General features: G+C 38.5%; 26 protein-coding genes. All 26 read right to left on the bottom strand.

What is annotated here, in order from left to right; translation table 11 throughout:
- Positions 1 to 14: 14 nt before the first annotated feature.
- Positions 15 to 1,328, bottom strand: a complete 1,314-nt coding sequence (locus BN988_RS01550) for a DEAD/DEAH box helicase (protein WP_036572556.1) — start codon at positions 1,326 to 1,328, stop codon at positions 15 to 17.
- 32 nt (positions 1,329 to 1,360) lie between these two features.
- A complete protein-coding gene (locus tag BN988_RS01545) occupies positions 1,361 to 2,479 on the bottom strand; it encodes a Nif3-like dinuclear metal center hexameric protein (RefSeq protein ID WP_036572555.1) in 1,119 nt (372 codons plus the stop codon).
- The gene (locus tag BN988_RS01540) at positions 2,457 to 3,182 is read right to left on the bottom strand and encodes a tRNA (adenine(22)-N(1))-methyltransferase (RefSeq protein ID WP_036572553.1); all 726 of its coding nucleotides are present in this window, start codon (positions 3,180 to 3,182) and stop codon (positions 2,457 to 2,459) included. The genes BN988_RS01545 and BN988_RS01540 overlap by 23 nt, the downstream gene beginning before the upstream one ends.
- A 103-nt stretch (positions 3,183 to 3,285) precedes the next feature.
- Complete coding sequence (gene cccA / locus BN988_RS01535) at positions 3,286 to 3,681, bottom strand: cytochrome c550 (RefSeq protein WP_036572551.1); 396 nt, start codon at positions 3,679 to 3,681, stop codon at positions 3,286 to 3,288.
- 103 nt (positions 3,682 to 3,784) lie between these two features.
- Positions 3,785 to 4,315 carry a hypothetical protein gene (locus BN988_RS18255; protein ID WP_051557609.1) on the bottom strand — a complete coding sequence of 177 codons (531 nt, stop codon included), beginning with the start codon at positions 4,313 to 4,315 and terminating at the stop codon, positions 3,785 to 3,787.
- A gap of 99 nt (positions 4,316 to 4,414) precedes the next feature.
- The gene (rpoD, locus tag BN988_RS01525; RefSeq protein WP_036572549.1) at positions 4,415 to 5,539 is read right to left on the bottom strand and encodes an RNA polymerase sigma factor RpoD; all 1,125 of its coding nucleotides are present in this window, start codon (positions 5,537 to 5,539) and stop codon (positions 4,415 to 4,417) included.
- A gap of 29 nt (positions 5,540 to 5,568) precedes the next feature.
- Positions 5,569 to 7,386 (bottom strand): DNA primase, encoded by a 1,818-nt coding sequence (gene dnaG / locus BN988_RS01520; protein WP_036576264.1) that lies wholly within the window; start codon positions 7,384 to 7,386, stop codon positions 5,569 to 5,571.
- A gap of 485 nt (positions 7,387 to 7,871) precedes the next feature.
- On the bottom strand, positions 7,872 to 8,675 hold the full coding sequence (locus tag BN988_RS01515) for a pyruvate, water dikinase regulatory protein (RefSeq protein WP_036572546.1): 804 nt from the start codon (positions 8,673 to 8,675) through the stop codon (positions 7,872 to 7,874).
- A gap of 20 nt (positions 8,676 to 8,695) precedes the next feature.
- Positions 8,696 to 9,325: a helix-turn-helix transcriptional regulator gene (locus BN988_RS01510; protein ID WP_036572542.1), complete on the bottom strand. Its 630-nt coding sequence runs from the start codon at positions 9,323 to 9,325 to the stop codon at positions 8,696 to 8,698.
- A gap of 88 nt (positions 9,326 to 9,413) precedes the next feature.
- Positions 9,414 to 11,498 (bottom strand): glycine--tRNA ligase subunit beta, encoded by a 2,085-nt coding sequence (gene glyS / locus BN988_RS01505; RefSeq protein WP_036572539.1) that lies wholly within the window; start codon positions 11,496 to 11,498, stop codon positions 9,414 to 9,416.
- Positions 11,499 to 12,377 (bottom strand): glycine--tRNA ligase subunit alpha, encoded by an 879-nt coding sequence (gene glyQ / locus BN988_RS01500; protein ID WP_036572536.1) that lies wholly within the window; start codon positions 12,375 to 12,377, stop codon positions 11,499 to 11,501. It abuts the gene before it with no gap.
- Between the two features lie 338 nt (positions 12,378 to 12,715).
- On the bottom strand, positions 12,716 to 13,459 hold the full coding sequence (gene recO, locus BN988_RS01495; protein ID WP_036572534.1) for a DNA repair protein RecO: 744 nt from the start codon (positions 13,457 to 13,459) through the stop codon (positions 12,716 to 12,718).
- Positions 13,460 to 13,501: 42 nt separating this feature from the next.
- Positions 13,502 to 13,645: a YqzL family protein gene (locus BN988_RS18495; RefSeq protein WP_081779328.1), complete on the bottom strand. Its 144-nt coding sequence runs from the start codon at positions 13,643 to 13,645 to the stop codon at positions 13,502 to 13,504.
- Between the two features lie 94 nt (positions 13,646 to 13,739).
- Complete coding sequence (era, locus tag BN988_RS01490; protein WP_379550714.1) at positions 13,740 to 14,642, bottom strand: GTPase Era; 903 nt, start codon at positions 14,640 to 14,642, stop codon at positions 13,740 to 13,742.
- 293 nt (positions 14,643 to 14,935) lie between these two features.
- Positions 14,936 to 15,295 (bottom strand): diacylglycerol kinase family protein, encoded by a 360-nt coding sequence (locus BN988_RS01485; RefSeq protein ID WP_036572529.1) that lies wholly within the window; start codon positions 15,293 to 15,295, stop codon positions 14,936 to 14,938.
- Entirely contained in the window at positions 15,285 to 15,749 is a 465-nt protein-coding gene (ybeY, locus tag BN988_RS01480) for an rRNA maturation RNase YbeY (protein ID WP_036572526.1), read from the bottom strand. Before ybeY ends, BN988_RS01485 begins: the two co-directional genes overlap by 11 nt.
- A 1-nt stretch (position 15,750) precedes the next feature.
- Positions 15,751 to 17,892: an HD family phosphohydrolase gene (locus BN988_RS01475; protein WP_036572523.1), complete on the bottom strand. Its 2,142-nt coding sequence runs from the start codon at positions 17,890 to 17,892 to the stop codon at positions 15,751 to 15,753.
- A gap of 113 nt (positions 17,893 to 18,005) precedes the next feature.
- Positions 18,006 to 18,971, bottom strand: a complete 966-nt coding sequence (locus tag BN988_RS01470) for a PhoH family protein (RefSeq protein ID WP_036572521.1) — start codon at positions 18,969 to 18,971, stop codon at positions 18,006 to 18,008.
- Between the two features lie 2 nt (positions 18,972 to 18,973).
- Positions 18,974 to 20,200, bottom strand: coding sequence for a sporulation protein YqfD (gene yqfD, locus BN988_RS01465; protein WP_036572519.1), 1,227 nt, complete (start codon positions 20,198 to 20,200; stop codon positions 18,974 to 18,976).
- A gap of 22 nt (positions 20,201 to 20,222) precedes the next feature.
- Positions 20,223 to 20,504: a sporulation protein YqfC gene (gene yqfC / locus BN988_RS01460; RefSeq protein ID WP_036572516.1), complete on the bottom strand. Its 282-nt coding sequence runs from the start codon at positions 20,502 to 20,504 to the stop codon at positions 20,223 to 20,225.
- Positions 20,505 to 20,715: 211 nt separating this feature from the next.
- Entirely contained in the window at positions 20,716 to 21,234 is a 519-nt protein-coding gene (locus tag BN988_RS01455; RefSeq protein ID WP_036572513.1) for a hypothetical protein, read from the bottom strand.
- Positions 21,235 to 21,265: 31 nt separating this feature from the next.
- Positions 21,266 to 22,258, bottom strand: a complete 993-nt coding sequence (gene floA / locus BN988_RS01450) for a flotillin-like protein FloA (protein WP_036572512.1) — start codon at positions 22,256 to 22,258, stop codon at positions 21,266 to 21,268.
- A 36-nt stretch (positions 22,259 to 22,294) separates the two neighbouring features.
- Positions 22,295 to 23,623, bottom strand: a complete 1,329-nt coding sequence (locus BN988_RS01445; RefSeq protein WP_036572510.1) for an NfeD family protein — start codon at positions 23,621 to 23,623, stop codon at positions 22,295 to 22,297.
- 237 nt (positions 23,624 to 23,860) lie between these two features.
- On the bottom strand, positions 23,861 to 24,307 hold the full coding sequence (locus BN988_RS01440; RefSeq protein WP_036572509.1) for a GatB/YqeY domain-containing protein: 447 nt from the start codon (positions 24,305 to 24,307) through the stop codon (positions 23,861 to 23,863).
- Positions 24,308 to 24,322: 15 nt separating this feature from the next.
- Positions 24,323 to 24,499, bottom strand: a complete 177-nt coding sequence (rpsU, locus tag BN988_RS01435) for a 30S ribosomal protein S21 (protein WP_010650937.1) — start codon at positions 24,497 to 24,499, stop codon at positions 24,323 to 24,325.
- Positions 24,500 to 24,642: 143 nt separating this feature from the next.
- On the bottom strand, positions 24,643 to 25,314 hold the full coding sequence (deoC, locus tag BN988_RS01430; protein WP_036572507.1) for a deoxyribose-phosphate aldolase: 672 nt from the start codon (positions 25,312 to 25,314) through the stop codon (positions 24,643 to 24,645).
- Between the last annotated feature and the right edge of the window lie 22 nt (positions 25,315 to 25,336).

The raw sequence follows: 25,336 nt of genomic DNA, 5'->3' as shown, positions 1-25,336 counted from the left end.
CTCTCCACGTTATTTTATTTTTTAAATTTGTTTTTACGTGTCATCTCTCTCTTTATCTTGGTCTGTTGATATTTCATTTTCTTTTTGTACCCTGGCTTTACTTTTTTAGCCTTTTTAACACGTTTCCAGGCTTCTTGTTCCACATCAGTCGTTGTATTCGTTCGAAGTTTACGTTGATTCCAAGGTTTTGCTTCCATCCACTCCCCTTTTCGGAGATCAGTATAAGTGAAAGTAAGTCCTTTTTGTTCTAGCTTTTGAATTAGTTTTATATCATCATCCTGGTAAATACTAATCGCTGTGCCTTCCATACCAGCTCTAGCAGTTCGTCCAACTCGATGAATATAAAAATCTTCTTCTTTTGGAAGCTGAGCATTTATCACATGGCTGACACCCTTTATATCAATCCCACGTGATGCTAAATCTGTTGCAACGATGTATTGATAGCGAAGATTTTGGATCTCTTTAAGCACCCTTTTACGCTCTCTTGGTGCTAACCCACCATGAATAAGACCAACTTTTAACCCTTTTTGTTGTAATGACTCTGCCAACTGGTTCGCTTTTTCTTTTCCATTTGTAAAAATAATGGCTAAATAGGGCTGAATTGTTTTGGAAATTTCAAAAAGAAGTTGTGCTTCATCACGGTGTTTAAGAGCAACTAGTTGATGCTCCATCGTTTCAGGCGAAAAATGGTCTTTAACTTTTATATATAACGGATTCTCTAAATATTTTCTAAAGAAATGCTGTAGGCGCTGGGGAATAGTCGCTGAAAATACTAAAAGTTGGATATCTTTTGCTGACCGAACCAATAATTGGTCGACATCCGTAATAAAGCCCATATCTAACATTAAATCTGCTTCATCCACGACAAAAGATTTTGCAGAATAAATGGATACTGCTTCATCTTTAACTAAATCAAGAATTCTACCAGGCGTTCCCACAATAATATGTGGTGGCTGTTTTAATTTTTCCGCCATTTTCTGTTTATCTGTTCCGCCAATTAATAATTTCGCAACCCATTGCTTTTCCCTATCCGCATAATGGATAATACGTTTCACTTCATCGTAAAGCTGTGTTGCCAACTCTCTAGTGGGGGCAGTAATGACAAATTGTACTTCTTTCTTGTTCGTGTCAATCTGATTAAACATGGGCAGTAGAAAAGCATGGGTTTTACCAGAACCAGTACGTGACTGTCCAATAACACTGGTCCCTTTTAAAATAGATGGTATAGCCTTTTTCTGTATTTCTGTCGGTTCCTTGAAACCCAATCGCTCTATAACATTCTGCATGATTGGGTGAAAAGAGAATTCGCTAAAGTTGTTTTGTTCCATTCAAATAGAACTCCTTTATACATATTTTTATTTTAAATAAACGTGAAAGGATCTGTGTTGGCAGTAGATGCCAATAGCTCAATACCATTTTCTCTAAATTCATTTTCCAAATATTGAACAACAGCTTCTTTCATTACTTTTTCAGCGTAATGACCCGGGTCAATAATAGCAAGACCTGTTTGCCAAGCATCCTGAGCAGTGTGGAAGGTCATGTCACCTGTAATAAATGTATCCGCTCCAGCGTTACGTGCAGCCCGTATATATTTTTCTCCACTTCCGCCTAAAACAGCAACTTTTTTTACCGGACGGTCAAGGTCACCGGTAACACGTACCCCAGGTATGTCTAATTGCTTCTTAACTAGTGAACTAAATTCTTGTAGACTTAGTTCCGCTTCCAATGTGCCGACTCTGCCGAGGCCATATTTCTTTCCTTCATTCTCCAATCGGAAGATATCATAAGCCACCTCTTCGTATGGGTGTGTGGCAATTGTGGCAGCAAGAACCTTATTAAGCAGACTCTCTTGAACAATGGTTTCTATTTTAACCTCAGGCACAAACTCCATTTTATCTTGGGACCCAATATAAGGGTTTGTCCCTTTTAATGGTTTAAATGTCCCTTCCCCCATAGTTTGAAAGGTACAGTGGCTATAATTACCGATATGACCAGCTCCTGCTTTTCCTAAGACCTCACGTAATTCTTCTTGATGTGTTTGAGGTACATAAACTACTAATTTATAAAGTGTTTCTGTCCTTTCCTTTATAAGAACCTTTGTGTTTTTTATTTTTAGTTTCTCACAAAGTACATCATTCACTCCACCTTCGGCAATATCCAAGTTTGTATGTGCAGCATAGACGGTTATATTATGTTGTAATAGCTTGTGCAGCACACGCCCATGTGGTTTATCTGTATTGAGCTGTTTGACTGGTTTAAACAGCAATGGGTGGTGAGCAATGATTAAGCTCACATTTTTTGCAATAGCTTCGTCCACTACCTCTTCCAATACATCTAATGTTACCATAATCTTTTTAACAGGCGTACTAAAAGAGCCAACTTGCAAACCGACATTATCCCAATCGTAAGCTAGTGATTTTGGAGCAAGTCTTTCCATCGCAGCAAAAACATTTTTATTAGTGATCTTTGTTTTCGTCATTGATTATCTCCTCCATCCATTTTAACTCTTGAGTAAATTGTTTTATTTTAACCTCGTCTTTCACTTTTGCTCCCTCCATTTGCAAAAGAACGCGTTGTAGCTTCTCATACTCGTGACGCCATTTTTTAAAAAACGCTACGTTCCGGTCCTTCATCAAATATGGTCCAAAGAGCAGTTGTCTTTCAAGTAGCTCATCTTGGTAAGGTGAAGACGTATCGTCTCGTTTGGCGGATAATATCTCGTATATATGACCATTCTCTTCTAGAATACCTTCATTTTCAATTATGTAATCATTGTCTAGAAACCATTTTCTTACACTTCTCGCATCTATATTTGGCTGCGCGATAATTTGCTTAACCGAACCAAGCTTGTCTCTACCGTCTTCCAATATACTACGAATAAGTGAACCGCCCATCCCTGCTATAACTAATTGGTCTACTTCCTCTTTTTCAAGTACTGCCAATCCATTTCCCAACCGTACATCTATACGATCATTCATGTTAAATTGCTTTACTGTTTTTACTGCGCTCTCGTAGGGACCTACATTTACTTCTCCAGCAATCGCTTGAGAAGAATGATCCTGCAGGCATACATAGCACGGTAAATAGGCATGGTCCGAACCTATGTCTGCAAAAAACGCTCCTTTTGGTAATAGAGAAGATACTTTCTTTAATCTTTCAGATAAATTAATATTAGATGACATAACTATCTCAACTTTCTATTATATCGTAATTTCTAGGTAATAAGAAAAGCTTTCTGTCGTAATTGGCAGAAAGCTTAACTATCTGGATTTCATATCGTTAAAACTACTTTTTCTCGGCAAGCCAAGCAGCCAAGACTTCCGCTTCTTGTTCTGTTGCCATTCCTGCTGGCATAGAACCGCGACCATTAATAATAACATCATGTATTTCTTCTTCTGACAATTTGCTTCCTACCTGTGTTAAATCCGGTCCTACCCCACCGGATAGGTCAGCACCGTGGCAGCTTGAACAATTAGATTCAAAGATCGCTTCTGGGTCGTCAGATGTTTCCCCTTCACTAGACTCTCCCTCAGAAGACTCACCGCCTTCTTCGGTTTGTTCTCCTTCTTCAGCCTGGTGAATTTGTTCACGTTGGTCCAAACCAATAACAGATATAACAATTACAGCAAGTATTCCCAATAGAGCTATTAATGCATATGGGACAACTGGGTTTCTTCTCATTGCGTTTCCTCCTTATGTAATCCCCATGTTCTATTTAGCTAGAAAAGACTATTTATATTTTACTCGAAAAACCAAATTGTTTAAAGAGTTTACCTATTAAAATTCACAAAATAATGTAAAGGCAAGTAAATAATAGAGCAACTATACCAGTAAAAACTAAATATTTAAGTCGTTGACGTCTTCCTATTAAGATCCAGGAGCAGAAATTTACTGTAAAAAACAAACTAGTATAAATATTGTGGAATTGAAATAACTTCCCAAGCGTCAACGTTATTAAGAAGATAAGAAATAAGCTTGTAATTAAACCTGCATGATAGAGTGCATTATACCTGTTTTTCATAGAGGCATACGTCCAGCCACTATAGCATAGAAAAAGGAGTAGCATACCAAGTTGCAAAAACAGTTCTACTTGCGTAAAATAAATTACATAGAATGAGAACGGTAACAAAATAGACACTAAAATTATTTGCAAGCTATTTTTATGTCGTTTTTTAGCGTTATTTTCCGTCTCTGTAACCCCTTCTCCATTGGTATATAATGCAAGTAAGAAATCACAGTATATATCAGGAAGCAGGTGGTGTTCTTTCCAGTAGTTAATCTCTCTCACAATTGTAGCAATTCTATCCTCTGACATCCCTCACACTCCTATAAAAGAATGCTAAAAGAGCGTTTTTCCTTGTAATAATAGGAGGGGTCATTGAACATGCAGCATGTACAATGACCGTACCACTATTTAATCAAGGAAATCCTTTAATCGTTTGCTTCGGCTAGGATGTCTTAACTTTCTTAGAGCTTTAGCTTCGATCTGACGGATTCTCTCACGTGTTACTCCAAAGACTTTTCCGACTTCCTCAAGCGTTCTAGTTCGTCCGTCGTCAAGTCCAAAACGTAAACGTAATACGTTCTCTTCACGATCCGTTAGTGTGTCAAGTACGTCTTCAAGCTGTTCTTTTAATAATTCATAGGCAGCATGATCAGATGGTGACACAGCTTCCTGATCTTCTATAAAGTCGCCAAGATGTGAATCATCTTCTTCACCGATTGGTGTTTCTAATGATACGGGCTCTTGAGCAATTTTCAAGATATCACGAACTTTGTCTGGCGAGAGTTCCATTTCTTCACCAATTTCTTCTGGTGTAGGTTCTCTACCCAAGTCCTGTAGTAATTGACGTTGTACCCGGATAAGCTTGTTAATGGTTTCAACCATATGAACCGGAATACGGATTGTTCTAGCTTGGTCGGCAATTGCACGCGTAATTGCTTGGCGGATCCACCAGGTTGCATACGTACTAAATTTGAATCCTTTTCGGTAATCAAATTTCTCAACAGCTTTCATCAAACCCATGTTTCCTTCTTGGATTAGATCGAGAAACAGCATACCTCGTCCAACATAACGTTTAGCAATACTTACAACTAGGCGAAGGTTTGCTTCAGCAAGTCGTCTCTTTGCTTCGTCTTCATCATTTTCAATTCTTGTTGCAAGGTCAATTTCCTCCGCAGCAGATAATAGATCCACTCGTCCAATTTCCTTTAAGTACATACGAACAGGATCATTAATTTTGATTCCTAGCGGGACACTCAGATCATTAAGGTTAAATTCTTCTTCCTTAGCAATTTGCTGCATGTTCGGATCTTCTTCGGATTCGCCAATTATCTCGACACCCTGTTCTCCAAGGTACTCGTAAAATTCATCCATTTGATCAGATTCGATTACAAAATTGGATAGGCGATCAGCTATTTCCTCATATGCCAGCACACCACGCTTTTTCCCCATCTCAAGTAATTGATCTTTTGCTTGTTCAATGGTTAGTTCAGGCTCATTATTTTCTTTGGTTTCTGAAGGCTTGTTTTCGGCCATGAGTCCCCCTCCTTCCAGACTACGTTAAATTAATTCGTATTCTTTAACTGTTTTCGTATTTCCATAATTTGTTTAGCAATCTGAGCTGCTTTTAATGGATCATTCTGCCTCTCAGCCATTACTTGTTGATTTTTCAACGATTGAATGTCCGTCACATCATTCGCTTGGGTACGAATCACTCTTATATAATCGTTGATCTCTTTATCACTGATATCTTCAAAAACAGGGGCCATTGCAATTTCAATCACCATCTGCTTTAATTTTTGGTCAGTTAGCCGTTCAATGAATAAACTTACATCAGCTGTATGACCATCTTCATAAAAAGCATATAAATAGGTAGCAATAATTTTGTGCTCATCCACATTAAATGCCGCCCCAAGCTCTTCACGAACATTTTCCGCAATGGATGCATCCTGTAACATATATGAAATGAGTTTTTTTTCAGCATTTTGAAAAGCAGGTAGTAATTTTTTGCTTCGAACAGATGCTGTACCGTTATTAGTATATCTGTTCTTTTCGCTCTTATCCTTCACTCTGCCGTTTCTACTTTGGTATGTCTGTAACTCACCAGCTAAAGTATCCAGTGATATGTCAAATTCCTTACTTAACTCTTTTAAGTAATATTCCCGTTCCACTGGACTATCAATCATTGCAAGCTGCTCAAGCATTTTTTCAATATACTTAATACGGTCACCTTCAAGGTTTAGATTATACGCTTGCCGGTGGAATCGCATATAAAACGCGATAAAGGTCTCACTTGCTTTTATCACTTCATTCTGGAAGGCTTCTTTGCCGTATTTCTGAATAAAGCTGTCTGGATCAAGTCCATCCTTTAATCTTGCTATTTTCACTTCACAACCAACAGTGCGCAACAAATCAGCGGCTTTGCTCGTTGCTTCGACACCAGCATTATCCCCGTCATAGCAAATAATAACCGTGTTCACATAACGTTTTAACAATTTTGCTTGATATTCCGTCAGCGATGTTCCCATTGTAGCAACTACATTTCTGACATCGGCCTGATAGGCGGATATAACGTCCATATACCCCTCAAACAAAACTGCTTCGCCTTCTTTACGAATGTACTTCCTAGCTAAATCGAAGTTAAACAGTAGCTTACCTTTTTGGAATAAATCACTTTCTGGGCTATTTAGGTACTTTGGTTCTTGACCTTCCCCTAGAGCTCGCCCGCCAAACGCAACTGTTTTCCCTAAATGATTTCGGATGGGAAAGATCACCCTGCCCCGAAACCGGTCACTTACACTATTATCATTCAGAAGCGAAACTAAACCTGCTTTGACAAGGATTTGCCTATGAAACCCTTTTTTTTCTAGGAATTCAGCAGTAAAATCCTTAGCATTTGGTGCAAAACCTAACTGAAATGCATCAATTGCCTCTTCAGCTAACCCTCTAGCTTGTAAATAGTGGTATCCCTCTTTGCCATCTTTCGCATATCGCAATAAGTGATGGTAAAGCTTTGTAACCCACTCATAGGCAGACAGAACACTCTGGCTTTCCTGAGATAAGGAGGATTCCTTTTTAATCTCCGTGTCAGGTAATTCCTTGCCAGCCCTATCTGCTAAGAATTGTAGTGCTTCATAGAAAGAATAACTTTCCATTTCCATTAGGAAGGTTACAACATTGCCTCCCTTACCACAACCAAAACAATGAAATATCTGTTTTTCTTGTGTAACGGAGAAGGAAGGAGACTTTTCTCCATGAAATGGGCAAAGTCCAAAATAATTTCGACCTTGTTTTTTCAATTGAACATAGTCCCCGATAACATCCACAATATCATTAGCTTGTCGAATTTCTTCGATTACTGTTTCGGGAATTTGATTTGCCATTGTCATCACCATACTATCATTACTATTCGTCACATAAGAAAGAAAATCCTTCATTATTCGACAATATTTTTTCTTTACGGAGAAAAAATTCCTTCATTTGAGAAGTATTTCTTAGAAGGATTAGTTGCAAATAACACATGCGATTATTTTGTTATTTTACTTACTCCACCAAATACAGGTATGAAGCTCCGTAATAATGACTATCCTAAAACAAGGTTAAACGAATTAAAACGAACTTAATAGTTGCTTGCTTTACACTATTTCTACATATTCCATAAAGAATCCTTCTTTTAATTGAATGTTTTACTTTTCAGAATATGCAACAGTCATATAAATAGAACGATTGTTTCTATATATATCTTTACACAAATTACGATTATAATACACTTTAACCAAAAAAGCCAGAATTTAGCACATTAATTTAATAATTAAGTCGTAACAAAAAACATCCTATCTAATGAATAGAATGTTAAGTTGTTATCTCCCTAGTCTTGAATTAATTGTAATATATTATTTGCTGTCTCTTCGACAGCCTTATTCGAAACATCAATTACTTTACAACCAATCCGATTGACCACATCATCAAAATAACGTAGTTCCTGGTGTATCCTTTCTATGTTGGCATATGTAGCCTGACCACCAAGTCCGAGTGCCTTTAATCGCTCTTTTCTTATTTCATTCAATTTATCTGGACTAATTCGCAGTCCGATACATTTATCAGGATGCACTTCAAAAAGTTCTTCTGGTGGATCAACCTCTGGAACAATAGGAACATTGGCTACCTTTAACCGCTTATGAGCAAGAAATTGTGACAATGGTGTTTTGGATGTTCTTGAAACACCGATCAGGACGATATCAGCACGTGAAATTCCTCTTGCATCACGCCCATCATCATACTTAACAGCAAATTCAATAGCCTCAACTCTCTTAAAGTAATCTTCATCGAGTTTATGAACCAGCCCTGCTTCCATCCTTGGCAAGTTATCAAAAACACGTTCCATAGAAGCAAGCATAGGGCCCATGATATCTATTGCTTCAATATTCATCTTCACTGCCTGATCATTTACGTACTTCCTTAAAACTGGATCAACTAAAGTAAAACCGATCATTCCTTTATTCTCTTTCGTCAGTTGCATTACTTCATCTATCGTACCAGTATCCTCTACATAAGGGATCCGATGTATTTTATACTCTCCATTATTAAACTGACTAAGCCCCGCCTTGATTACAAGTTCAGCGGTTTCTCCGACAGAGTCTGAAATAACGTATACAACCGGTGCCAATGTCATCCATATGCCCCCTTCATATATTAAACTTGGTCATTGGTAATCAGCTCGACAAATACTTTAGTAATAGTAGTCTTGGTAATTCGGCCAATGACTTCAAGGCCTGCTTCTGTGTCCCGTACAACAGGAATTCCATCTATTTGCTTATTTATCAGCTTCATCGCAACATCAATCAATAAATCTTCTTTTCTACAGACTGTTATATTCGGCATCCTGGTCATAATAATATGTACCGGCACGCTGTTTAAATCTTGCTGTCCAATGCTTGCTCGCAATAAATCCTTACGAGATAAAACACCAGTTAAACAAGAATGATCATCAACGACAAACAATGTCCCCACATCTTCTAGAAACATGGTTGATATAGCGTCATACACAGACACACTTTCTTTTACCACTATCGGAACATGCTGGAACTGCTGAACCTTAAATTTTTTGATTTGTTCTGTAAGTAACTCCGATCCTGTCTTCCCTGTGAAAAAATAGCCTACCCGCGGTCTAGCATCAAGAAACCCGGCCATCGTCAGGATGGCCAGATCTGGTCTTAATGTTGCACGTGTTAGACTTAACTTTTCCGCGATGTTTTCACCAGTTATCGGTCCAGCTTCTTTTACAATCTCTATAATGCGTTCCTGTCTTTTCGATAATTCCATCAAGCCACCACCTGGCGATCAATATTGCATACTTGCATCATATTATAGCTTATACACAAGGAAAAAGAAAATGTAGTACCAAATGTGACTAGAAATGTTGCTTCCATTCGATATTCGCGAGATCAGCATAATCTCTAATCAGCTTTGCGATCTGCTCAACAAGTGCTAAGCGGTTGGCACGGATATTTTCATCATCGGCCATGACCATGTTATGTTCAAAGAATTCATGGATAGAGTCAGAAAGGGGAGAAAGAATATCTAATGCAGCTTTTGCCTCTTTCCTATCTTTTTTATCCTGATATTTCTCTTGCACTAATTGGAAGTGCTGATACAATTCTTTTTCAGAATCTGTTTCAAATAAACTTGTATCCACATTACCATGCTTTTCTTCCTTGGCAAGATTCAGAAGACGGACAAGCGCCTCTTGCACTGGCTTGAATGCTTCATCATTTCTAACTGCAGACAATGCTTGCGCTTTTGAAATAGTGTAAGACACATTACCAATTTCCTGATGCAATACAGCCTGTGTAATATCTTGTTCGACTCCTACTTCTTTCAAGATAAAGCTGGCGCGAGCAGTAAAGAAAGAATGTAGTTCATTGTGCACATCGGTTTCTTCTTTTATCTGAATACCGGTTTCCTTCAGTAGCTGTAAGGTGATAGTCAGCATTTTCTCAAGCGTAATATTCCATCCTTTTGCTTCAAGAATACGCATTACTCCAAGAGCTTGACGCCTTAGTGCATATGGGTCCTGTGAGCCGGTTGGAGTAAGTCCTATGGCAATGCAACCGACTATGGTATCTAATTTATCTGCTACACTAACCATTGCGCCAATCTGACTATCAGGTAGTGTACCATTTGCTTGGACAGGCAAGTAATGTTCTTTTATTGCACTGGCAACCTGATCTTTTTCTCCAAAGTGGAGGGCATACTTTTCGCCGATAATCCCTTGAAGCTTGGTAAATTCATTTACCATATTCGTCATAAGGTCAAATTTGCAGATCTCTGCAGCTCTTAATGCTTGCTTTGTAATTTCTTCGTCGCTTTCTAGCTGTTTGGCTAACTCACCTGTGATTCCGATAATGCGTTTTGTTTTATCACCTATTGTGCCAAGTTTCTCCTGGAAAACAACCTTACCCAATTTTTCTTGGAAAAAGTCTATGGAATGCTTTTTGTCTTCATTGTAGAAGAAAGCTGCATCGGATAAACGAGCACGTAGCACTTTCTCATTTCCTTTTATTACAGTCTCTAAGCCGTTTGAATCACCATTACGTACTCCTACGAAATGAGGCAATAGTTCGCCTTCCGTTGATTTAACTGGAAAGTATCGTTGGTGTTCCTTCATAGAAGTGATGAGTACTTCAGAAGGAAGCTTTAAATACTGTTCTTCAAAAGATCCAATAAATAGTGTTGGGTATTCAACAAGATTTCGAACCTCTGCAAGTAATTCTTTATCGACTGGTATTTGATAACCATTCTCCTCTTCAGCTGACTCTATTTCATCTAGAATCATCTTCTCCCTTGCACGTGAATCAACAATCACATAACTCTCTTCTAGTTTTCCCTTATACTCTTCTGGATTTGTTAGTGTGATTTTATCTCCTAGAAAGCGGTGGCCGTATGTGACATTACTTGTAACCACACTTGCTACTTCAAATGGAATGACCTCACTGCCAAATAAAGCAGTAATCCATCTAATCGGTCTTGCATAACGTAATGATTGCGTTCCCCAACGCATGTTTTTACCAAATTGGATGGACTCAATAATGGACTGAAATGCCGGAAGTAGCTCATATGTTGGCTTTCCTTTAATAACTTTTGAGACATAAATATAGTTTGTTCCTTTTATTTCTTTGATATAAATATCGGAGATATCTTTCCCCTGTCCTTTAGTAAAGCCTATAGCTGCCTTAGACCAATTACCATTCTCATCTTTGGCAATTTTCTCAGCAGGTCCTTTTGCTTCTTCTTCGATCGTTTCCTGCTCTTCAGCTACACCTGTAATGTGGACTGCAAGCCTTCTAGGAGTAGAATAGCTATTAATAGAATTAAAAGCAATCCGTTGTTCTTTAAACCAGCTGGCCGTCTTCTCTTTTAGTTGGGTTTCTGCATCATCGACAAACCTGGCAGGTAGTTCTTCTAGTCCGATTTCAAGTAAAATATCCTTTGCCATTTACTTCTCCTCCTTTTGAAGCATAGGGAAACCAAGTCTTTCCCGTTCCGCTACATATGCCTTTGCAATGCTTCGAGCAAGATTACGTATCCTTCCAATGTACCCTGTTCTTTCGGTCACGGATATGACTCCTTTGGCATCAAGTAAATTAAAGGTGTGTGAACACTTAAGGACATAATCATAGGAAGGAAAGACTAAACCTTTCTCCATTGTTACCTTTGCTTCTTGTTCGTACATTTCAAATAACTGAAACAGCATATCTGTGTTCGACTGCTCAAACGTATAGACAGAATGCTCGTATTCTGGCTGGAAAAAGATGTCCTTTACTGTTACACCATTTGTCCATTCAAGGTCAAAAACATTTTCTTTATCCTGGATGTATGATGCGAGGCGCTCAATGCCATAAGTAAGCTCTACTGTAACCGGACTCGCTTCTAAACCACCAATTTGTTGAAAGTACGTGAATTGTGTGATTTCCATTCCATCTAACCAAACTTCCCAACCAAGCCCCGCTGCACCCAATGTAGGGTTTTCCCAGTTATCTTCCACAAAGCGAATGTCATGTTTTAAAGGATCAATACCAAGTTTTTTAAGTGACTCTAGATATAGCTCCTGAATATTATCAGGTGATGGTTTCATGATTACCTGAAACTGGTGGTGCTGATAAAGGCGATTCGGGTTTTCTCCATATCTACCGTCATCTGGCCGTCTTGATGGCTCTACATATGCTACATTCCATGGTTCAGGTCCAAGGCTTCTTAATAATGTCATGGGTGACATCGTACCTGCACCTTTTTCCACATCATATGCTTGCATGATAATACAATTTTGGTCTGACCAGTGCTTTTGCAATGTCAAAATCATTTCTTGAATATTCATTGTCACAAAACCTCCGTTTTCTCAATTGTCATGTCATTGTTTTTGGCTAAAAAATTCCTTTCCTAACGTACAAAAAACCCGTCCCTATGTCTATTGTGTAGACATAGGGACGGGTTTTAGCCGCGGTTCCACCCTATTTGCTCAAGCAAGAATGAGCCACTTTATCGGAGCTACTCCAGAGTTGCCATTCCTTTATGTACTGTCATTCGGCTTACACGATCCCGAATTCGCTGATCACAGTTTACAAAAAGTACTAATCTCTTTCACTGTAGCTATTATTCACATTGAAATATGTAAAAATAATACGTCATTAACTCCTATCTTGTCAAGTTGAATGATTATGAAAACATGTCAATCTGAGAGAGGAATTTTCTAGATTTTAAATAAAATCCTCCATATGCATCATAATAGCTGTTCAACAACTGTCGAAGGAGATTTTTATTTTCCTCTTTTACCGATATAGATCCAACTTGGTCTAAATTAACTGCTGAAAATACATACAAAAGCCGTGTGACGGAATCCGGAAGCTCTACTGCAGCGTCATCTAAATAACGACATTGTCTACAGAGAAGTCCACCTTCTTGTATTGAAAAAGCATAGGGGTTTCGCTTTTGCCCACAATTGGCACAACGGTCAACGGTTGGAGCAAAACCACCTTTTTGAAAGAGTTTCATTTCCAGCATCATTATGGGGATTACAGGATCTTCTTTTTCTGCAATCCAATGCATAGTCCGCTCGAATTCATCATATATATTGATGTCCGGACTTTTTTGGTCCATTAATTTATCCAGCAATTCTGAGATATAAGCGGCATAAGAGGTTTTTACTATATCTTCTCGTATCGCGCGCAGCGAATGAAGTACCTCTCCCTGCTGCAGGGTGCTTAACCCACTGTTTAGATAAACGAAAAATTCTCCATAAATGAATGGCTGCGTTACGGCAGCCATTCGGCTTTTAGGTTTTTTAGCACCCTTTGCCAAGAGAGAGAACTTGCCTACCTTTTTACTAAAGATCGTGACTATCTTATTGGTTTCACCATAATCCGTCGTTTTAATTACGAAGCCATTTATTTTCTCTAACACAGACCTTCCCCTTTTCTAACGGAATGTGCCCAAGTTTTTTTACTAAAGCTGTGAATCCATTGAAGTTTCTTCCTGCTCCGTCTGTCCAGTAATAGTATTGTTTGGTTCATTTTCCAACTCTTTCATTAATAAATAGGTTTCAATGTTTCCCGTTTGACTAAAAACTCTCCAGGTTAAGTCGATCACAAGAAACCCCACCTTTCTTTTTAGTTTGAAAATGTAACTCATTAATTAGAATGACCACACAGGCTAAAACAATTAGTATAAAAATTTACCATGTTTAATATTCGTCGCTTCTAAACCCGTATTCATGAAGCTGATTTTGTTTGTTTCTCCAGTCTTTTTTTACCTTTACCCAAAGTTCGAGATAAACTTTTGATCCAAGTAATGCTTCAATATCTTGTCTAGCATATTTTCCAATATTTTTCAGCATGCTTCCCTGTTTACCAATTAGAATGCCTTTTTGGGTCTTTCTTTCTGTCACAATGGTCGCTTGAATAAACAGCGAGTTATTATCCCGTTCTTCCATGTTTTCCATGACAACAGCTATGGAATGAGGTATCTCTTCTCTTGTTAATTGCAATACTTTTTCTCGGATCAATTCTGTAATAATAAAACGCTCAGGGTGATCCGTCACTTGATCCTCGGGATAGTACTGAGGGCCTTCAGGCAAATTACCTTTCAAAACATCGAGTAAATGGGTCACATTATTCCCTTCAAGTGCCGAGATAGGGATGACTTCTTCAAACGCCAATTTCCCTTTGTATTGCTCAATTAAAGGGAAAAGGTCATCAGGGTGAATCAGATCTATTTTATTTATAACAAGATAGACTGGTCGATTTACATTTTGGAGCATATCGAGGATATACTGATCTCCTCTGCCATACCCTTCTTTTGCATTAATCATAAATAAAATGGAATCCACTTCATTAAGCGTGTTTTCCGCTGTTTTGACCATGAAATCACCCAGGCGATGCTTTGGTTTGTGAATCCCTGGAGTATCGATAAAGACAATTTGGGCGTCATCCTGTGTGAGTACCCCTTGAATCTTATTTCTTGTGGTTTGCGCTTTGTCACTCATAATAGCAATTTTTTGTCCAATTACTTTGTTCATAAACGTTGATTTCCCTACATTGGGTCTACCGATGATTGCTACAAATCCTGATTTGAAATTTTCCATGATGTGTCCTCCAAGACGAGATTTCTTTTTATTATCATACTACAAATACTAACTACTTTCATATAATCGACAAAACCTTTAAAAACTTTCTATCTTCTGCAAGAATATTACACGTTCTCTTATTACGTCAGTTCCTTTTGAAAAGCTGATAATTATTCGTTAAATTAGAAAAACAGGGTTTCGCTCGATTTTTAGCGAATAAACTCCTATTTTGAGTTTGCCTCTTGCTTATTAGAGTTTTCTCCAAGATAAAATGTTTTTACTTACCAACGTGAAAAAAGCCCCTCCTCGGGACTTTATATACCCACTATTTTAGGGATGAAAACAATCAGCCCTATCACTACCGCCATGATAGAGCAAAGCAGCACAGCTCCCGCAGACATATCCTTCACTATCTTTGCTTTCGGGTGAATCTCTGGGTTAAGGTAGTCAAGCATTTTTTCTATTGCACTGTTTACACATTCCGTCACTAGAACGCTCCCTATCGCTACTACAATAAATAACCATTCTATCTGATTCAATTGCATGACCAATCCAGCCGTGATGGCGATAATAGCTACAAGCAGGTGAATTCGGAAATTTCTCTCCGACCTCACCACACTTATAATACCGTTCCATGCATATTTAAAGCCAATGGACTTTTGATTATCTTTCAATACCAAATGCACCCAAAATTTCGTCTTGTCTTTTAAACATAACCACTTCGTCTTCTTTTCTTATGTGGTCATATCCTAGTAAATGAAGAAACCCATGCAATGTGAGAAATGCTAATTCACGTTCAAATGAATGATTATAATCCTCTGCCTGTTCTTTCGCCTTATCAACAGAGATAACGATGTCACCAAGAATAAGTGGCATTTCATCATCAACAATGTTTAACTCGCCTTCAACCGTTTCCTGCATTGCAAAAGAAATGACATCTGTAGGTACATCCTTTTGTCGATAATTTCTGTTCAGCTCCTGAATTTCTTCGTTATCTACAAAATTAATCGACATCTCCGCCTCAGTAGAGATTTTTTCCTCTTTTGCTGCAAATGTTATAAGTTGTTGAAGCATATCAATATAATCACTATTCACTGTATTCGTACTGTCATGAAAATCTATATACATACTATTTTGCCTCCTTCATTGGATATTGAATTCTTGAATGGAATATCCCCTTGAGTGTATCACAGATGGTGCGTTGTACTAAATTTAAATCTTGTAAGGTTAATGGACTTTCATCCAACTGACCATCTGTCATTCTATCCCTAATAATGGAGGCCACAATATCCTCAATTTTTTCCTCAGTCGGTTCTTTTAAAGATCGAACCGCTGCCTCAACAGAATCACAAATACAAATAATGGCAGCTTCTTTTGTCTGGGGTTTGGGCCCGGGATAACGATAGTCGGATTCCTTCACATCTTTATTTTTATCCTTTTCTTTGTAATAAAAGTACTTCAGTAATGTGGTTCCATGATGCTGGGATGCAATATCAATGATCTCTTTAGGTATCTGATACTTTTGTAGCATTTCAGCTCCATCATATGGATGGCTAATAATGATTTCTGCACTTTGCTTTGGACTAATTACATCATGTGGGTTTTTAATGGCTAGCTGATTTTCAATAAAATAATGTGGCCTTACAGTTTTCCCCATATCATGATAATATGCCCCGACCCTCGCTAACAAACCATTTGCTCCAATCGCTTCACACGCTGTTTCACTGAGATTAGCAACCATAATCGAATGATGATAGGTCCCGGGCGCTTCTGTTAAAAGCTTTTTAAGTAGGGGCTGATTAGGGCTAGAAAGCTGCAATAACTTGATATCAGAAAGGATACCAAGGACAGTCTCAAAAAATGGTAACAACCCTATAGTTAATACTGCTGACAAGAAAGCAGCTCCGATTCCATATGCTGTTTGAATAAATATATCTCCAAGAGCATATTTTTCGAAGGATAGAAATACAAATGATAGTAGTGTTACAATATTTACGATTGACATTCCAGCTCCAGCCTTCAAAATCGCCAAGCGATCCTTCACATTCATTAGGAAAATGATAGCTGCTAGCTGTGATAGCAGAAAATAAATACCAGCTTCAATATTAAGTGAGCCTGGGATTTGATAGTTGAAAATAATGCTCCCCAAAATGGCATATATGACGCTTAAAACAATAGCCGATCGCTCATGGATTAATTGTTTAATGAGCAGCACGCCCGTCGCCAACGGGACTACAAAGAATAACTGATTGCTTTGTGTCGTATATAAGCTAACAATTTTCATCAAGGAAACAACAATGACGCTTATCAACACAATGGAAGCAATTTTGCGCTTATCTGCATGAAACTTCCTTGTAACCCAATTCATTTCATATGCAACAAAACAGGATAGTAAAGTAACCAATAAACCTAAGCCAATGATTGGGTAAATATTACGCTCATTATTTAGCAATCCAACAAGCTTCATTTCTTCGTATACTTCATTTGTAATGGTTTGTCCTTCGCGCACGATCACTTCACCAGCTCGTATCATCACCGGCTCTACACTACTAGCAGCATTTTTACGTGCTTCGCTTGTACTTTCCGCATCATAGATAGAATTTTCCACTACAGCGAAGTTTGCTAATTCTGATAATACTTTTGTAACATCCTCATTAAACGAAGAATACGCAATAATTTCCTTGGCATTTGATCTTGCACTTGCTAAGCTTTCTGTTCTCACACCCGTTTGAAAGGTAGCTTTTAATGCTTCAAGGAGTACTTCTTTGCCTTTCTCACGCTCCGCTTCAGGCATGTTCACTAGACTTGATAGCGTAGCATCACTTAACTCCTCTGTAATTTCATCTGAAAGAATCTGTTTTAAACGTTGCACTTTTTCCTGACTAGTCAGCGGTACCCTTGTTGCATCTTCATTATTCTCTTCGGTATTGGACTTCTCTTCTTCAAGCTTTGAAATCGCTTCAAAAACCTCGTTCGTATATGATAGGCGTTCTTCCGTAATTTCTTCTGAGATATTGAACCTGTCTTCAACAGACTGGACGGTTTCTCTTGTTTTTCTCTGTGTTTCCTGTTCATTTTCTATGGTGATTGGAGAACGAATTGTTTCCGTTGCATTTGCAAACCGTTCTATATTGTATACTTCTGTATGTACGTTTCCCAATGTTATGAAAAAGAAGAAAACTGCAATCAGCACTGTAGCTATTAATATTAGAAACCAGTTCTTACTTAAACTTCGATAAACCCTCTTATTTAACCCTTTGTTCTTTTTCAATTTCTCCCCCCCACATCCACTTCAATAGAAAAACTGAAATACCCCTTTGTAGTAGTTCTGTATAGTTTGTATTTTAAAACGAATAGAGAATAAGACCCTTCTCAGGGTCTTACTTAGCTTGATTCCCCTTTTTCGTACGCATTTATAATACGTTGTACAAGAGGATGACGGACAACGTCGGTTTGCTCCAGGTAAGTAAAAGAAATGCCTTTTACTTGATCAAGCATCTGTGCAGCAGCCTGTAATCCGGATTTTTTTCCTTTTGGAAGATCTATCTGAGTGACGTCACCTGTAATTACCATTTTTGAACCAAAGCCTAATCTTGTTAAGAACATTTTCATTTGTTCAGGTGTTGTATTTTGCGCCTCATCTAAAATGACAAAAGCATCATCCAATGTCCTCCCCCTCATATAAGCAAGAGGAGCAATTTCTATTGTTTCACGTTCAATTAACCTTTGCGTATGTTCTGCTCCCAAAACATCGTGCAAAGCATCATACAACGGACGAAGGTATGGATCAACTTTCTCTTTTAAGTCACCAGGTAAGAAACCTAGGCTTTCTCCAGCTTCCACAGCTGGTCGTGTTAGAATGATTTTCTTGATATTGCCATTTTTTAGAGCATGTACAGCCATTACAACAGCTAGATACGTTTTACCAGTTCCAGCTGGGCCAATACCAAACACAAGGTCATTTGCTTTAATGGATGCAATATACTTCTTTTGACCAAGTGTTTTGACACGGATGGATTTCCCTTTAACATTTTTAGTTATCTCATCCTCAAATAAAGTTTCAAACTGATCAATCTTACCTTTTTTTGCCAGGTCAACAGCATATACGACGTCGCGTTCAGAAATGGTTAACCCTTTTCTAATAAGAGATAACATGATTAAGAGTATGTTCTGAACAAGCGTAATATTGGTCTCATCTCCTGATACGCGAACGACTTCTCCCCTTGTAACAATAGAAACATTTAACTGTTCTTCCAATTGAAGAAGATATTTATCGTTTGTCCCAAACAAGGCTAATGCTTCATTTGGACTGTTGAGTTGTAAATCAATTTCCGTTAGGTTCTCTGACATAATCAATCTCCTTGGGTTAAAGGTTGGGCTTTTGCAATGTTCTCTTCAACGTTAATATATAAGTTTAATTTAACTTTACCATTCTCGATTGTTTCATGCAAAACTTTTTCGGAAACGATTACGGCATCAGGGCCAAGTTGGAGTGTCAACTCTTGTTTTGCCTGCTCTATTCCTGCTTTAACCGCTTCCTCTTGAGAACGTTCTACACTAGTATACGTTTTTTCATTCAAAGTGGTTTCAACAAATTGTACAGGCAACTCCCATTTTAAGAATTTGATCTTGTTCTGGTTTATTTCCCTATGAATATGTTTGTAATTTGGTGTGCCAAATCCCCATACTGGCAAATGGAAATTCCCAGCTTTTAAGAAGAATTTTTTTTCTTTATTCCCTGTTAAGCTCTCATAGCTTGTTTCCAATGGAGCTGTTACGTTCACTTCATACCATGTAGTTGCAATAATCTCACCTTCAGCTGCCACTAGCTCTTTTTTTGCTTCTTTCTTTTTATCTTCTTCCTCATTATTTTCTGTAGTTGTTTCGTTTATAACACCTGAAACAAGCTTATCACCAGGTTCCACATAATCGTTGACTTGAACCTTTGCTAGCCCATTTGAGACATACATCTTCTTGATGACCCCTTTTTTGGTTGCTACTAGATCCCTTGGTCCTATAGGCTTTTCTTCTTCGACAATGATTTTCTCTACACCTTCAAGAGAGAAGGTTGTCCCTTTTTGCTCCACACCTACCCATAATAACTCAGGAACATCCTTAACTAATTTCTGTTGAATCTCATTCGGAGACTTTAATGAGAAAATCCAAGCACCTGGATGTATACCATCACTTTGTAGCTGCTTGCTAATTTTTTCTTCAATATCCTTAGGAACCCCCGTTATTTTTACCTCCCAGATAATATTAGAGAGAAATAAAATAAGAAACATGCTAAGGATCATGCCAAGCAATAATTCCTTCCGTCTAACAAACCTTCGAAACAAAAAGGGATAGCCTTTTCTATCGGTAAACTTTAATTTGTAATTGGTTTGTTTATTAAGTTTACGAATATATTTAATATCACGTAGCTTTAAGTTACCATCACACCTATCAGGCGCTTTCTTTCTAACATTCCAGACCGTTATACCAGCGCTTGTACAATGTTGAAAAAAAAGCTCAGGCTTTTCACCTGTGACGGATAATGTTACATAACCTGTCAGATAAGAATCTTGTACCTGTTTCATTTTTTCCCCCTTAACACCCTAGTTATTCTGGTACAAACTTCACTTCTTGAATGGTGCCCTCTAATAAGATTTCTTCCGGTAGCATCATCTTTAATACAAAGCCCGATCCAGTTATTTGAATAAATCCTTTATTTATTTTCAGCTTAAGCTCCGTTTCTGAATATGTGGCCAGGCCTTTATGATTCTCAATGTAGACATGTAACTGTCCTATAATGGTGATGCGTGGAAGTTCAAGCACTATATCAGAAGGAAGCGCAAGATATTTTATTAACCATGGGCGAATCCCTTGTTGCAATTTCTTCACAGATGCAGCCCCCTCTCCTCTACATATTTATGTTTCCAATACTTTAATAAGAACTGGAAACGTAGAAAACAACTTGTCTTATGGGGCATTTACTAATATAGTGAAACTTCAATTAGTGGGAGTTTTCATTCTTCTCCGGTTGCACTAGGTTAAAATTCCAATAAAAAAATCCAGAACAAGGAAAGTTATACTCCTCATTCTGGATTATCTCTTATTTTCTTTCTGACGTTACACTTCGATAAGGCTTCTTAGCTCTTGGTGGTCCAAGTATCTCAGCCATGATTACCCCATTTGCGACACCTTGCTTTGTGAGGTTGCGGTCGAACCGTTTCTTAAACTTTTTTTGTTTGGTAGATAACAGTTCTTCTTTCTTTTCCTTTCCTTCCCTCAACGAGGTGTTTCTCTGCAGATTATCTGGAATGCTTTTTGCAGAGCGTGTAGTTGTAGCATACCTATCAGCCAACTGATCAAGCTGGCTCTGATGCTTCTCCTCAACAGAAGAAGTGTCCACTCTGCTCTGTTGAGAGTTTGTGGAAGTAGTAGATGTTCTCTGGCTCGGCATATTCGTTCTTCCCGACGGCGTTGAAGTTGGTCGGGGCTGATTGGGAGACTGTTGCTCCCCCTTATTTTCAGAACCATTTTTGAAAAAGCCAATTATACCGGCGACAATGGCAATTATGATAAAAATATTACCAAAAATTGCTTCCATTAAGTTGGATATGGCATCCATTTATGAAACGCCTCCTTTATTTCCAAAGCGCTTAGTTTTGGTCGTTTTCATCGTGATTATCAGACAGTTTACCAAGCGAGTCACGCATGTCAGTATCAGCATCGATGTTTCTGTAATTCATATAGTCCATTACTCCAAGATTTCCTGAACGCAATGCTTCTGCAAGAGCCAATGGAACATCTGCTTCGGCTTCAACCACTTTAGCACGCATTTCTTGTACTCTAGCAACCATTTCCTGTTCTTGAGCAACAGCCATTGCACGGCGTTCCTCTGCTTTTGCTTGCGCGATGTTTTTGTCAGCCTCAGCTTGATCAGTTTGCAGGATGGCTCCAATATTTTTCCCGATATCCACGTCTGCAATATCGATCGAAAGGATTTCAAACGCCGTACCAGCATCAAGTCCACGATTTAACACATTATGTGAGATGGAATCCGGATTTTCCAGTACTTTTGTATGAGCTTCTGAGCTACCAATAGTACTTACTACACCTTCACCAACACGAGCAATGACAGTTTCTTCACCAGCACCACCGACTAAACGGTCAATGTTTGCTCTAACTGTAATTCTCGCTTTTGCTTTTACTTCAATCCCATCCATCGCAATACCGGCAATAAATGGCGTTTCAATAACCTTAGGGTTTACACTCATCTGTACAGCTTCCAATACGTCACGTCCAGCAAGGTCAATAGCTGCACCCCTTTCAAAAGGAAGCTCGATATTTGCTCTGTGAGCAGCAATTAGCGCATTAACTACTCTGTCCACATTACCACCAGCAAGGTAATGACTTTCAAGTTGGTTTGTTTTCACATTAAGCCCGGCTTTATGTGCTTTGATCAATGGGTTAATAACACGATTTGGCACAACGCGACGAAGACGCATACCAATCAATGTAAAGATGCCCACTTTCACACCGGCAGCTAGTGCACTAATCCATAGCATCACGGGGATGAAAGTAAATAAAATTGCTACAGCAATCAATATTACCGCTATAATAATTAACGGCATTAGATCTTGTATTTCCATGTAAGTTCCTCCTGTTAATTGTTTTATTTATTAAAGTTAGATTTCTCTAACTACAATACGAGCTCCTTCTACCTTAACGATCTTCACGTTACGGTCTGTTTCAATGAAACTACCTTCTGACACTACATCGAGACGCTCGTTGTCAAACACTGCTGTACCGGCAGGACGAAGTGGTGTAACCGTCTTACCTTCCAGCCCTAATAGTTCTAAGCGATTTGCAGTCGACACATATCCCAGTTCAGTAGTTGTTTGGTCTCTTAGAATAATATGGCGAAAGACCCCTTTGTCTAGGCCAATTCTTCTAAATAAAATGACGGAGGCAATAACAGCGACCATAAAGGCTATTGCGATACTCATAGACATATGGCCAATGTCGTACCCAGACATCAACAGAGATCCAATGATAGCGCCAATTCCTAATAACCCAAGAATTCCCCCGGGGACAAAAAATTCTACAATTAGTAGCACAACTCCTAGTAGGAGAAGGATCATGGCTTCCATACCCGCCAAACCTGCTACAAAGTGGCCATAGAAAAATAAGATTAACGCGATAATACCCATGGATCCTGGCACACCAAAACCTGGAGAATAAAGTTCTACAATCAAGCCGAGACTGGCTACAGATAGTAGGATCGGAATGACAATTGGATTGGTCAGAAATCTAGCTACCTCCTCAGCAATTGTTGTTTCTTTTTCAACAATAGTAGCGTCAGAAAGACCAAGCTCATTTAATAGTTCTACTCTGTCATCAACCGTACCCTCTGAATAATCAACTTCTATTGCAATACTTGGAGTTAAGGTTAAATACTCTCCCTCTCCTGCACCGTACTCGGATAGATCAATACTTGGATCTGCCATGGCAGCTGCATATAGCGGATCTCTGCCTTTAGACTCCGCAGCACTTCGCATCGATGCAAGCCACGCAGATTGTGCTTTTTTATCTGCAGCATTTCCATCAGAAGTAATAACACCACTTGCACCCATGGTCGCTTGTGGACGCATGTATATTGTATCCGTATTTAATGCAATGTATGAGCCAGCGGACAATGCTTCATTTACTACGAATGATGTAGTTGGAATTTCCAACGCCTGCAAATGGCCTGCTATCTGACCAGCAGAATCCACTCGACCGCCTGGTGTATTTATTTCAAAGATAATATGATCTGCACCCTGTTCAACAGCTTCATCTGTCGTTCTTTTCAAAAAAGCTTCCAGACCCCGTTCTACTTCCTTTTCAATAGGAATCACATAAACTGTTTTACCTGCCCCATTATCAGCATGAGCAATGCTTTTTATAAAAGGGCTACATAAAAATAAAACGGTAAATATTAGTACTATGTATGGTAGCAGCCTCTTTCTTGACAATATAGGATTCACCTCCTCTAAACGGTTCCTCTTTAAATACGGAATAGTAAGGCGTAAAGTTTCATTTTTCTTTATACTCCTTTAAATAGTATCATACATTCGAGACTGTTTGTAAATTTTAAACAAACTTACTTAGACTATTAATAATTGATATAAGTTACAAATATTATGGTTGAGAAGAAAAGTTCGTATATAAAAAATCCCTGCTATTGCTAGCAGGGATTTTTTATATTTAGATTAGTCCAAATGCTGTTGTACGAGTTTGTTTATCCGAGAGCCATCTGCCTTACCTTTAACCTTTGGCATGACAGCACTCATCACTTTACCCATATCTTTCTTAGATGTTGCGTTAACTTCCCGAATCGTTGACTGAACAATTACCTCAAGCTCTTCTTCTGTAAGCTGTTTCGGCATATATTCTTGCAAAATATTGATTTCAACTTCAAGTTTTTTAACAAGATCTTCGCGTCCAGCTGATTTAAATTCTTGGAGGGAATCTTTTCTTTGCTTTAACTCTCTTGAAAGGATTGTTAATTCTTCATCCTCACTAATTGAGTCTTTACCAAGCTTAATTGATTCATTTTGCAATGAAGATTTAACCATACGGATAACGCTCAGTTTTTCTTTATCCTTCTGCTTCATTGCTTGCTTCATATCTTGATTCAGCTGTTCAAGTAATCCCATGCTCTTGCACCCACTTTAGAATTTACGCTTTCTAGCAGCTTCAGATTTCTTCTTACGCTTAACACTAGGTTTTTCATAATGTTCACGCTTGCGATATTCCTGCAGTGTACCACTTTTTGACACACTACGCTTGAAGCGACGAAGAGCATCCTCAAGAGACTCGTTTTTACGAACGCGAGTTGTATTTGACATGCTAATTTCCCTCCCTCCGAAGCACAAAAAAGAATTGTACCGGCATATGTAATCTGCTATCACATGCCTTGTTAAAGTATAATATATTCCTAGTTATTGGTCAACAAATTATTTACATTCTGTTAAACTTTTGCATAAAAACTTTAATAATCGGAAGTTCCAGTTTTACCTTTAATGATCTCAATCCCAGCGCTTGCGCCTATTCTAGTTGCACCAGCGTCTATCATCGCCTCCGTGGAAGCTAGGTCTCTAACACCACCGGAAGCTTTCACACCCATATTTGGGCCAACCGTTTCGCGCATAAGTTTAATATCCTCTACTGATGCTCCACCCCCAGAAAAACCAGTGGATGTTTTAACAAAATCAGCTCCGGCCTGTTTTGCAAGCTTACATGCACGTACTTTTTCTTCCTCCGTAAGCAATGATGTTTCAATAATAACCTTCGTTAACGCTTTTCCTTTAGCTTCTTCAACAACAGCTTGAATATCTTCTTTTACTATGTCATCATGCTTAGCTTTTAGTTCACCGACATTGATTACCATATCTACCTCTGTAGCCCCATCGATAACAGCTTGTTTTGTTTCAAATACTTTTGTCTGTGTCGAATTAGCACCAAGTGGGAAGCCAATCACAGTACAAACCTTTACATCCGTGTCTTTTAAGTGCTTATAACAAAGCGGAACCCAATATGGGTTTACGCAAACAGATGCAAAGTGGTGCTCCTTTGCTTCTTCCACAATTTTTTCAATTTGTTCTTGAGTTGTAGCCGGTTTTAATAGGGTATGATCTATATAGCTTGCTAAATTTTTACTCATCGTGTCATCCTTCCTCTTTTGC

Origin of the sequence: Oceanobacillus picturae (assembly GCF_000612865.1) — a bacterium.
Classification (GTDB): domain Bacteria; phylum Bacillota; class Bacilli; order Bacillales; family Amphibacillaceae; genus Oceanobacillus_B; species Oceanobacillus_B jordanicus.
The sequence above is the reverse complement of the archived record's forward strand: the minus strand, read 5'-3'. Positions and strand labels throughout refer to the sequence as shown.